This window comes from Mesorhizobium sp. M0598 (genome assembly GCF_040320865.1).
Taxonomy (GTDB): domain Bacteria; phylum Pseudomonadota; class Alphaproteobacteria; order Rhizobiales; family Rhizobiaceae; genus Mesorhizobium.
In genome coordinates, this window is the sequence record NZ_JAMYQL010000030.1 from 26,185 (window position 1) to 37,203 (window position 11,019).

The following is an 11,019-nucleotide window of genomic DNA, read 5'->3' on the forward strand; positions in this document are numbered from 1 at the left end:
CCGGTCTGCTCACTGTCTTAGCCCCCGCGCAATCCTGCCCTGAGAAGTCCGATGTAAATCCGATAATTTCTGATCAAAACAAGACGTGCCTTAGCGCGCGGCTGAAGTCTTGCGCTTCAGCTTGCGGCCCTGTGCTTTGGGAGCGGTTGCGACCTTTTGCGCCTTGACGGTGGGTGGGGTCACGGCCTTGCGCGCGGACCGGACCGAAAGCTGATTCAATTGGAGAGCGGTGGCAAATTTCTGCGCGATCTTGCGAAATCCCGCGGGATCAGGGTGCAACTCGTTCGCCCAGTGGCTGTCGTTGAGCGTGCCTTGCGTCGGCACGACATGAAAGTTGTTCTTAGCATCTGCCGCCAACCCGTCGAGCATGGTTTTGAACTGAACGAGGGCGTCATGGACGATCACTTTGCCACGGATCACGGGCCAGTTGCAGAAGTCCAGGGATGGCTTCAACCACGGTCCGTTGCCACACGGCGCCGGGACCCCGTCGGGCGTCGGAAAATCATAGCAGTGAGCGTAGACCGGCACGTTCTTGGCATGCCTGTCGCGCAAGGCAAACAAGGACAAATAGCTCGACTGGACGATGGCCAGGACTCCCGCGTAGCGCTCAGCATTGAGGCCGCTGGCTTTTCCATCGTTGTAATCGAGGAAAATGCAGAAGTTGTTTCCGGCAACGTCGTTGCCTCCCGCCGACACGATGATGGCGTCCGGCTTGCCCTTGGGCCATTTGGCCTTGTCCATCAGCAGTTCCAGAATCCGTTCCTGCTTCGGCAGGCTCATCTCCTCGGTGGAGGCGTCGCCGCGATGGGCGGTGGAGTAGATGACAGGCGACGGATTGCAGATCGCCTTAAGTTGAACCTTGATGTCGGATGGGCCGGAGAAAGGATTGTTGCCTTCGATCGGGTAGTCGAACCAGGAGTCGCCGATCGCGAGCAGATGCTTAGGCTCCAGATGAAATGTAGCCCCGAGCACTATCGCAGCCTCGTGCGCGGCTCGGTAGCGCGTCGACTGCCGCTCTTCGGCATCATTCCATGCCAGGAGATCACGCTCGATCTGTGCTTGGAGTTGGGAATTGAAATCCGGTACGGCGATCATTAAGCACCCCCCAAGTCACTAGCTCAAATTAGCATACACAGGATATGTTAGCGCTCAAAGTAAAAATGTGAGCTGATCGGCCAATTGAACGGCAGGGATTTGTAAAATTGCAGGAGGGCGACTCCGCCCAAGGTGGCGGAGAAGAATTTGTTGAAAATTTACCAAGTGCGGTTGCCACCGATGCCCAAAAAAAGCCGCGTCGGCACAATGATTATCCGCTTTGATTGCGGGCATGAATTCGGAATTCAGTATTGGCGCAAAAGAGCCGTCGCGCAAACCGCCTACGAACCACGACATCCTGAACTTCCTTACCGAATACGGAGCGGGCGAGCCATCGGCTGCGCGCACTCGGGCACCCCGGGCGGGCGGCGGACAATAGCAGACCGCCACGCTATGCTGGGAAACTCAGGCCGTTAAGATGACCAGGTTGATGTCGGAGGTGCGACAAGGCGGGATGGAAGAACGATAGCTAGTCGCACTGGCGCCGCTGTCGCCGCTCGCCTCCGACCTCCTCCCAAAGCGGGAGTACGTCGGCAACATGGAAGGGATAGGCCTTCCTTTCCAGCGGCTCTTCCCAAGCTGGGCGCCTGATGTTTGCCAATTCCCAACCCTCGTATTGGGGCAGCAGCGCTTTGCGAAGAACCTCCAGCGTCTGGTCCTCGTCCGACACTGCCAGCAAGTCGTCCAGGTCGTCGATGGAGCAGAATACGATATCTCTCATGTCCTCGGGGATGATATGCGGCTCGTCGGCGCAAAGCTCCACGGCTTTGGCGCGTATGGCGGGCAGATGCTGTCTGGTCAGCGCGAACCATGAATCCAGGGTGAGGACCACGCCAACCGCATCCGGCGCCACCGGCATGTCGGTGTAAGTGCCATTGCGGGCTCGTGCGAAAAACCTCCACAGCTGCGACATGCCTTTAGCAATCTGGTTGTAAGCGCCCGACGCAGCTTCGTACTGGTTCTCGGCATACTGAGCCTGGAACGTGAGCTTGGTGGCTTTGCATTCAAAGACGACGCTAATTTTGTCGCCATCCTGCACAAGGAGGTCTGGCGTCTTCAAAGGCCGCTTCCTGGTGCCGAACGGCTGCTCCCGCGAGACCTTGAACCTCGGGCACCGCGCCTCGATCAGCATCTTGCCGTATTGCTCGAACCGTTCCCGCGCCTCGTCCATCATCGTCTTAGGACCGTCACACAGATCGAAATAGAGGCCCGACGTGGCACGGAATATGATGAGCTGCGGGAAGGGGGAAATGAACTTCTTCCCCACCGCGACCGAAGAGACGATTGGGAATTGCCTCAAAGTGCTCGGCAGGTAAGCAAGGTTGGACTTGTTGGCGGCTGTTAGGGTGTCGATGCGCTCGCGGGTCAATTCCCGCAGAGTGAAAAGCTCCTTGGAAATCAGGTCAATGGTCAGGTCCATGCTGTCCCGCCGCAGGCCAATGTCCTCCTCCGGCAACCTGGGCCTCAGGTGCCATCCGGTCGTCTGCGCGTAGAGTAGAGGCCGACGCAGTTCAATGCGAATTGGTCGATGGGAAGCCCGTATTTCTGCTCGAAATAGGCAGCGCAGGAGCCTTGGCCGTAGATGAAGTAATACAGGTGCATGCGCTGGCTGTGGAAGAACTCCCGCTGCCAGATGAACTGCTCAATCGCCATGCGAGGCATTTCCTCCAGCACGGTCCTGTCGCTGATAAGGATGCGGTCCTCGGCAATCTTGGCCGTCTTGTATTGATTGAGTATTTTGCAGACGGTGTCGAACTTTCGAACTTCCGACGGATGAGCGGACTTTAGCCCGCTGGTTGGGTTCGCCAGCATGAGCAGGATAACGTTCTCGATTTCCCATTTCAGCGCGTGGTTGGGAGACCCCATAGGGGCACCGGCCGCTGAGGCAGGGAAGGTCAGATATCTGGCAATGTCGGCCGGTGGATTTTCAGACTGCAGCATGTTGACTGCCCAGAACATCTGCAATGCCTGTGGGACGTTGAGATAGGAAAGCGACTGAATGAGCTTCGCCCGCTCTGCCTCACGGGCTCTGATCTTCTCCATTAGAGTTGCCACGGCGTCCAACCATCGAATCGTTCAAAGAGCCGGAGACCTTTAGCACGGGGGGCGAAGGGTGTCTGAGCCCAAGTAGTCTCTGCCAGCGCGTTGAATCGTGGTATCTCTGCTGAGATTTGGGGGGATACCGTGATGTGGCACAATTGGGCGTTTGCCGCCGTCGTAGTTGCGTTTCTCTTGCGGAGTTGCGGTTCGGGCTGCTGCGCAAGGGCTTTGACAGCATCGTCCAGCCGAAAGACCAGAACAGCACAACTGGTGTGTTCCGGCTGTTCGTTGCCGGGCTGTTTGTTCTGGTCGCGGTGCTGGGATTGGCGCTCTACCTCGACGCCTGGAAGTCTGACGACCAGTTAAGTCTCGGCACATTCGGGGAGTTTGTTGGCGGTGTCGTCAACCCGGTCCTGACCTTCCTAACCTTCATGGGCTTGGCGTAGACCACCAATTCGGATTTGCGTAGCGGCGCGAGCCAGGCGGCGAAGGTGTCGGCATGTGCAAGCCCGGCCAGATCGCCGAAGAAGGCCAGATCGCCTGATCGATGCAGCGCCATCAGACCTTCCAGAAAGAGCTATAGCGCGATTGGAATCTCTGCTTTCAGGCGGTGGAAGGCCCGATCTCAATGACCGGCCTTCAGGCGTATTGCTGCCATTCGCAACGCGGATGATGAAGGTCTCCGTTGCGTCAAAGGCGTGAATTTGACGACATCACGGTCTCAATCAGCGCCGATAGAGATTTCAGTTTCGAACGGAAACGGGAAGCTGAAATACTGGCGGAATTGCCGGTGCAATGAAAGAATCAGCCAGTGAACTTTCAGCTCTCCGTCCAGGCGAAAAGGACGACATTCGTCATTTGCATGCGATCTCGACATTCGGACATACCCGTCGAGGTAATCGACCTTCTTGGCAATCGAGTCCTAGCCGAGGTTGACGCCGCTCGCACAAAGGAAGTGTAAGAAGCGCGCCTCCCCTAGCTTTGCGGCGGGGATAAGCCCGTCAGTTCACTCTTTGTTCTTTTCCGAAAGCGCCTGGCGCGATATAGTCTAGCGTGTCTAAAACAGATTCCTCAGGGAGCAGCGCGCAGATGACTATCCAGCCCACCAATACCATGCTGCAGGGGGACAGGATTCTCAATGAACCGACGATCAGCTGCCCAAGCTGCAAGACGGAAATCAAGCTCAATGAGTCGCTCGCGGCCCCTTTGATTGCCGCCACGCGCGAAGAATACGAAGTGCGCCTGGCGCAGAGCAACGCATCGATGGCTGCCAGAGAAGAGGAGCTTAAGCGCCAGCAGGCCGAGATCGCCGCCGCCAAAGAGGACATCGCCAACCAGGTGGCTGAGCAAATCAAGCTTGAGCGTGCCGGAATCGCGGTCGAGGAAGCCCGCAAGGCAAAATTGCTGCTTTCGGTAGACCTGGAGGATAAGGATAAGAAGCTTGCCGAGCTGGAGGCGACGTTGAAGGCGCGCGACGAAAAGCTCACCGAGGCCCAGCAGCAACAGGCGGAATTCCTGAAAAAGCAGCGTGCGCTTGACGATGAAAAGCGGGAGATGGCGCTGACCATCGAAAGGAAGATCCTGGAGGGACTGGACGCCGTTCGCATCAAGGCGAGGTCGGAAGCCGAAGACGGCCTTAAAATGAAGGTTGCGGAAAAAGAGGAGCAGATCGCCGGCATGCAGCGTCAGATTGAGGAGCTGAAGCGCCGTGCGGAACAGGGTTCCCAGCAGCTCCAGGGCGAGGTGCTGGAGCTCGAGCTGGAAGCCCTCATTGTCAGCCGGTTCCCGATGGACATCATTGAACCGGTCGCCAAGGGTGAGTTCGGCGGAGATGTCCTGCACCGAGTGGTCGGACCGGCCGGCCAGCCATCCGGTGCCATTTTGTGGGAATCGAAGCGCACCAAGAACTGGAGCCAGGGTTGGTTGGGGAAGCTCAGGGCTGATCAGCGGGCCGCAAAGGCGGACATTGCGCTTATGATCTCGGAAGCGCTGCCTCCTGGCGTGGAAACCTTCGATCTTCTGGACGGGGTCTATGTCGCCCATCCCAAATGCGCGATGCCGATCGCAATCATGCTGCGACAATCTCTTATAGAGCTGGCGAACTCCCGCTTCGCCCAGGACGGCCAAGCCACCAAAATGGAGCAGGTCTATGGCTACCTGACCGGTCCACGGTTCCGCCATCGCGTCGAGGCGATCGTCGAAAAGTTCTCCGATATGCAGGAGGACCTGGCCAGGGAACGCAAGGCCACAACACGCCTGTGGGCCAAGCGGGAGGCTCAAATACAAAGCGTAATCGAGTCGACCGTGGGCATGTACGGCGATTTGCAAGGCATCGCTGGAAAGGTGATGCAGGAGATTGAGGCCTTGGAGGTGCTGGCCATAGAAGCATCTCCGCCCGGTGCCGAATAGGCAATCGGTATGCAGCTCAACAGGAAAACGATTGGCAATCTGGAGCGGCTTTCCCAGACCTAACCATCGACTCCTTCGGATGGCGTAGACAAAAGAAGCCCCGCCGCAGCTGAGGTAAACGCCGTTTGCCGATCGCTGCGGCCGGTCAAACCGCGCGCTCAGAGGCACGGCAGGTGAGGGTCGATTTCGGCGCGCGGGTAAAAGGCATGTGGAGGTAAGCCGGTAATCGAGGCGGACGAGTCATGGAAGACGCAGTCACAAGCGAAGCTGCTGGGGCTGAGAGGCCTGCGCTGCAGCGCAAGATCATCCATGTGGATATGGACGCGTTCTTCGCTTCCGTAGAGCAGCGCGACAAACCGGAACTGCGGGGCAAACCGGTCGCCGTCGCGCACGCCCTCGAACGTGGCGTGGTCGCAGCTGCGAGCTATGAGGCTCGCAAGTTCGGCGTTCACTCGGCGATGCCCTCCGTGACCGCGAGGCGCAAATGCCCCGATCTGATTTTCGTCAAACCCCGGTTCGACGTCTACAAGGCGGTCTCGCAGCAAATCCGGGAGATCTTCGCCGAGTACACGCCGCTGATCGAACCGCTTTCGCTGGACGAGGCCTATCTCGACGTGACGGAAAACATGCAGGGGATGGCCACGGCGACCGAGATCGCCGAGGCGATCCGGGCGAAGATCAAGGCGACCACCGGCCTTACCGCCTCAGCCGGTGTCAGCTACAACAAGTTCCTCGCCAAGATGGCCTCCGATCAGGGCAAGCCTGACGGGCTGTTCGTGATCACGCCGAGGATGGGGCCGGGCTTCGTCGAAGTGCTGCCGGTGAAGAAATTCCACGGCGTCGGCCCTGCCACCAATTCGAAAATGGAACGGCTCGGAATCCGCACCGGCGCCGATCTGCGGGCGCAGACATTGCCGTTCCTGCAGGAACATTTCGGCAAGGCCGGACCGTATTATTACTGGATAGCGCGTGGCATCGACGAGCGACCGGTGCAGCCTGATCGCGTGCGCAAGTCCGTAGGAGCGGAGGATACGTTTGCGCGGGATCTGTTCACGATAGCGGAGGCACGCGAAGGGCTGCGTCCGCTCATAGAAAAGGTGTGGCGGTATTGCGAACACAACGAAATCTATGCGCGCACGGTGACGCTCAAGGTCAAATATGCCGATTTCGGCCAGATTACGCGGCGTCGAACCAGTCAGCAGACCATCCGCAGCCAAGCTGCGCTACAGACCATGGCATTTGGCCTCCTCGATCCTGTTTTTCCGGTCGAGAAGGGAATTCGGCTGCTTGGCGTGACGATCTCCTCGCTTGAGGCTGAAATGGTCTCACAAGAGAGACAGATGAGTCTCGCAATCTGACAACTCGAGCTTTCTTGAAACGGCGGGCGACAGCCGACCAGCTCGTTGCAGACATGCGCGTTGCCGGCCAGCGGGCGCCGTCGCCGGATGGAGGTAGCATGGCACGACGAGAACTCTCCCGAGAGGAGTTGTTTGCGATGGTTTGGGAGAAACCGACCCGTGAGATCGCCAGGGATCTTGGCCTGTCAGATGTGGCGAACTTTCGCCCTTTCCGGGCAAGTAGGAGGGCACGCCCTTGTGGGAGCGCTTTCACACGCCCAGGGCGGGGCGCGACGGGCTGGAAGGAGGCGGTCTATGGAGGCGCGCAAGTTGCGGATGTTACGGCTTTGGCACGAACTCGAGCAACGGCGCGTAGGGCGGCCCCACCAGCGGCGGATAGCGGCGGTAGGTGTTGTAGACCGCTCCATCCTCCATCGCGAAGACGCTCCACCCGGCGCTTACCGACACGGCCGACTGGAGGTCCGGCGCACCGACGTCGTCGCGGTAGTCCTGTAGCCATTGCGGGGCCTCGCGGAGCAGCTGCCCCATGTCGAACTCGTCGCGGACGATTCCGGACATCTCCTCCCGGCGGAATGCGAAGGCGTAGTCGAACAGGAAGTCGTCGCCGTAGTCCGACACGTAGGGCACCGTCCACCCGCGCTGTGCCTTAGTTGCCATCAGCTTCTCCAGCGGCGCCAGCGACATCGCGATGAGCGTCACGTCGCGGTCGTTCACGTGCGTGATCATGCCGCCCAGCCCATCGCCGACCGAGGTGCAGCCCGGGCACGCCACCTTCCAGTCCTCCCCGTACATCAGGTGGTAGATGAGGAGCTGCGAGCGGCCATCGAACAGCTCCGGCAAGGACTTGGGCCCGTCGTCGGTGGCGAAGGTGTAGTGCTTCTCGACCGGGACCCAGGGCAACTCCCGCCGCTGCTTGGTGATGCGCTGTTCGTGCGCGGCCAGCTCCTGCTCGGCCGCCAGCAGTTCCTTGCGGGCGGCCTGCCACTCCTGCTCAGTCGCGAACTTCATCCGACCTCCCTATGTTCGAACCTCGCCCTTGTTGAAACCGCGCGGGAGCGGAAAACTCATCGGCACCTGGAAGTCCTTCGCGAACCGTCCGTCCTCGAGGCGCAGGACGGACAGGGCGAGCGGACGATAGCCCGGCTCGCTTGGCGGGCACAAGAGCAGCACCTGTTTGTCCCGAGCGGTTGTTCCATCGAGCCGATTGCTAGGCCTGCCAGGCCCAGCTCTCAGTCGCTCAAAGCATAAAAGTCAGGCCATCGCAGGCGGCCGATTTCGAGCAGTCGCGAAATATCGGGCGGCCCGACCGGAGCCTGCATGAAGAAGCGGCGCGGGGACACTGCGCTATCTTGTCTCGTGGGGACTTCCGGTTCAATCGGCCCACTTGGCCGGTCCACGGAACTCGATCCCATAGCGGCCCGCGAGTTCCGCCACTTCGGTTATCTGGTTAGGAATGCGCAGCTCGCGTGCGGCCGCCTCAACGAAGAATTCCTCCAGCCCTCCGGGAGTCAGGATCGTAAGGTTGCGATGCCTCTTCGATCTGCACCAGCGCCTGGTGCACCGGCTCTTTGAGGTGGAGCGCGCGCGGTGTCGGCATCATGTGCGGTTGCCGTCGCGCACGAAAAGCTCGTCGCCCAGGATAGAGCGCAGGCGACCGAGCGACGCGACAGGCCGAGCCCTTCGAGCGCGGGATCTATGGTCCCGGTTCTCCTCCCGTCGGCCGAGCGCAACACCTGCGGGATGGCGCAGAAAACATCGGCAGGTATGGCCTCCGCAGGCCGGATGCCCCTTGCGCTCAGCAGGGGATGTCCGCGGCGAGCGATGCAGACAAGCCAGGAACGGAACAGCTTGCGGCTGGCGATCCACTCCGGGGTGTCCAACACCCGGTCCAGCACGATGTCGGCCTTGCCGTCGCTCAGCAGGCCGAAAACATCGGTCGACGGGTGGTCCATCATCTGGAGGATGACAGAAGGCGCGATTGGCGTGATGCTCGCCGCCAGCTTTGGCATAAGCAATGTTGAGAAAATAGTCCGACCCAATCAGCATGAATGATCGCGTCGACGTCTGAGGATCAAAAGTTGCGCTTGCCGCAAATGCAAGGTCGCCATCACCGTTCCGCATTTCCAGGCCGTAGCGCTAGCCGTGGCGACGAGCGACCTGCTCGGCAGCATCCCGGTCCACTTTGCGCGTCTGGTAGCCGAACGTCTTGAGCTGGATATTTTCATGCCACCGATGGAATCGCCGGCAATGGACGTCACCATGTACTGGCACCGCCGATTGGACCGCGACGCCGGTAATGCTTGGCTGCGCGAGCAGCTCGCAGCGGTTGCTTCGTTCGATCCGTAGGCCAACGAGATCGAGTCCCCAAAGATAGTACGGCCCCTTCCCTCGCCTGCTCGCTATGGCTTCGTCATTCCCGATGCTTGGCTATGCAAACAGCAGACAGATCAACACGCGCACGACGGCGGGATGCGTCCGCCATAGACCGCTGTGCAGAACAGGCATCGCAATAGTCTTGCCAATGCATTCGTTGCGTTTGGCGCCAACCGCCACTATGAAACGGAAAATTTCGCCGACTGTCTTTCAAGCCGCCAGGAGAGTTTCGTGACAGAAGAAGCTGAAAGCAATGCCGACAACCTGATCGAACTCACTGCCGCCGTCGTCTCGGCCTATGTCTCGAACAATCCGGTTCCGGTCGGTGAATTGCCTGCTCTCATCGGTCAGATCCACGCCGCATTGAAGGGCACCGCCGGCGGCGGTGTTGCGCCGGATAAGTCCGGGGCTCTCAAGCCTGCCGTGCCGATCAAGAAATCGGTCACTCCGGACTACATTGTCAGCCTTGAGGACGGGAAGAAGTTCAAGTCGTTGAAACGCCATCTCGCGACCCACTACAACCTGACGCCCGACGAATATCGCGCCAAATGGGGCCTGCCAGCGGACTACCCGATGGTCGCGCCGAACTATGCCGCGGCGCGCTCGGCATTGGCCAAGACGATGGGGCTCGGCCGAAAGCCGAAAGAACTGGAAAAGCCGGCGCCGGTGAAGCGGACGCGCAAGAAGGCCGCGGCCTGATTGCTGCAGATCCATCGGCCTATGTAGTCCGGACACAAAAAAGGCGGGAGTAACCCCGCCTTCTCTTTGCAAACAGTCTGGTTTCACATGGGATTTCCAGAAGGCTTGCAGCAATGTGCTGCCCCGGCCTTCCGATTGAACCATGTTCCCGCGCGCTCTTGTCGAGCGACTGCCAGTACATCCGTGACTTGCCGCGTCCTTCCGGCTCATGCCGGGGCACGCGAAAAACAATCAGCCTGCCTTGCTGAGATTTCCGGCAGAGGACTTGCCGGTACGGCGGTCCTGCTCGATCTCAAAGTTGATCTTCTGGCCATCGACGAGGGTCGAAAGACCCGCGCGTTCGACAGCGGAAATATGGACGAAAACGTCCTGACCGCCATTATCGGGCTGGATGAATCCAAAACCCTTGGTGCTGTTGAACCACTTCACGGTTCCAGTCGCCATATGCGTATTCCTTCGTAACAATTGCAGCGTGGTCCGGCGATGAGGCCGAACCGGTTCATATCGAGACTTTGGAGATAGACGCAGCAAAAGCGAGAAATCGCAAAGCACGGATCGATCGGCCGAAATATCAATATCCAGTACATGGCGATTCCGGACGCCATCTGCAAGGGCAATGCAGGAATATCTTCCTTACTGTGCGGAGAGGCGTGCACCCTTCGCGCGTACCGTCGGGGCGGATGTCGCGCGTGCGGCGCGCCAGAAGTCGCTCAACTTCCGCCGTGATGGCAGGATCCTCCTGCACGTCGAGGTGCATCCGATCTGACACAGTCGATAGCTGCTTTCTCCTGAACATCGATCCGAGCATCCAGTGTCGGCCACGTGGCAAGCATGGCAAGTTATCCTGAAGATTTTGATTTCTAGCAGGAAACTATTTGCGTGTTCAGTTGTGCAACCCTACGATGAGGATGGCTGAGGTGCCTGCAGTAAAGCTGCACTGTGAGTGGTCTTTGTGGCGCCCAGATCGTTTAGCCTACAGAATGTGACGCTTGGCCGTTTGGGCGAGAATTTGACGCGCCCAACGGAAAATGGGCCTCCCGCCTTC

At 59.4% G+C, this 11,019-nt stretch carries 11 protein-coding genes and 1 pseudogene; 5 read left to right on the forward strand and 7 right to left on the reverse strand.

What is annotated here, in order from left to right:
• Positions 1-90: 90 nt before the first annotated feature.
• From NKI59_RS27140 to NKI59_RS27150, 3 genes are all read right to left on the reverse strand, one after another.
• Entirely contained in the window at positions 91-1,095 is a 1,005-nt protein-coding gene (locus NKI59_RS27140; RefSeq protein WP_352707902.1) for an SGNH/GDSL hydrolase family protein, read from the reverse strand.
• Between the two features lie 469 nt (positions 1,096-1,564).
• Entirely contained in the window at positions 1,565-2,515 is a 951-nt protein-coding gene (locus NKI59_RS27145) for a hypothetical protein (RefSeq protein WP_352707903.1), read from the reverse strand.
• Between the two features lie 44 nt (positions 2,516-2,559).
• Positions 2,560-3,159, reverse strand: a complete 600-nt coding sequence (locus tag NKI59_RS27150; protein WP_352707904.1) for a hypothetical protein — start codon at positions 3,157-3,159, stop codon at positions 2,560-2,562.
• 125 nt (positions 3,160-3,284) lie between these two features.
• On the opposite strand from NKI59_RS27150, the gene NKI59_RS27155 reads away from it, so the two are divergent.
• Positions 3,285-3,581 carry a hypothetical protein gene (locus NKI59_RS27155; RefSeq protein WP_352707937.1) on the forward strand — a complete coding sequence of 99 codons (297 nt, stop codon included), beginning with the start codon at positions 3,285-3,287 and terminating at the stop codon, positions 3,579-3,581.
• Here NKI59_RS27155 and NKI59_RS35185 read toward each other — a convergent pair.
• Positions 3,569-3,712: pseudogene (locus NKI59_RS35185) on the reverse strand (IS91 family transposase); the annotation flags it as partial. The gene NKI59_RS27155 and the pseudogene NKI59_RS35185 overlap by 13 nt on opposite strands.
• Positions 3,713-4,224: 512 nt before the next feature.
• On the opposite strand from NKI59_RS35185, the gene NKI59_RS27160 reads away from it, so the two are divergent.
• Both NKI59_RS27160 and dinB read left to right on the forward strand, forming a co-directional pair.
• The gene (locus NKI59_RS27160) at positions 4,225-5,544 is read left to right on the forward strand and encodes a DUF2130 domain-containing protein (RefSeq protein ID WP_352707905.1); all 1,320 of its coding nucleotides are present in this window, start codon (positions 4,225-4,227) and stop codon (positions 5,542-5,544) included.
• A 242-nt stretch (positions 5,545-5,786) separates the two neighbouring features.
• On the forward strand, positions 5,787-6,902 hold the full coding sequence (dinB, locus tag NKI59_RS27165) for a DNA polymerase IV (protein WP_352707906.1): 1,116 nt from the start codon (positions 5,787-5,789) through the stop codon (positions 6,900-6,902).
• 318 nt (positions 6,903-7,220) lie between these two features.
• On the opposite strand, the gene NKI59_RS27170 is transcribed toward dinB, so the two are convergent.
• Positions 7,221-7,910 (reverse strand): DUF899 family protein, encoded by a 690-nt coding sequence (locus NKI59_RS27170; protein ID WP_352707907.1) that lies wholly within the window; start codon positions 7,908-7,910, stop codon positions 7,221-7,223.
• Between the two features lie 500 nt (positions 7,911-8,410).
• The gene (locus tag NKI59_RS27175) at positions 8,411-8,911 is read right to left on the reverse strand and encodes a LysR substrate-binding domain-containing protein (protein WP_352707908.1); all 501 of its coding nucleotides are present in this window, start codon (positions 8,909-8,911) and stop codon (positions 8,411-8,413) included.
• A 133-nt stretch (positions 8,912-9,044) separates the two neighbouring features.
• On the opposite strand from NKI59_RS27175, the gene NKI59_RS27180 reads away from it, so the two are divergent.
• Positions 9,045-9,248, forward strand: coding sequence for a type 2 periplasmic-binding domain-containing protein (locus NKI59_RS27180; RefSeq protein ID WP_352707909.1), 204 nt, complete (start codon positions 9,045-9,047; stop codon positions 9,246-9,248).
• A gap of 258 nt (positions 9,249-9,506) precedes the next feature.
• Positions 9,507-9,974, forward strand: coding sequence for a Ros/MucR family transcriptional regulator (locus NKI59_RS27185; protein WP_352707910.1), 468 nt, complete (start codon positions 9,507-9,509; stop codon positions 9,972-9,974).
• A gap of 231 nt (positions 9,975-10,205) precedes the next feature.
• On the opposite strand, the gene NKI59_RS27190 is transcribed toward NKI59_RS27185, so the two are convergent.
• Positions 10,206-10,418 carry a cold-shock protein gene (locus NKI59_RS27190; protein ID WP_282753690.1) on the reverse strand — a complete coding sequence of 71 codons (213 nt, stop codon included), beginning with the start codon at positions 10,416-10,418 and terminating at the stop codon, positions 10,206-10,208.
• Positions 10,419-11,019 lie beyond the last annotated feature (601 nt).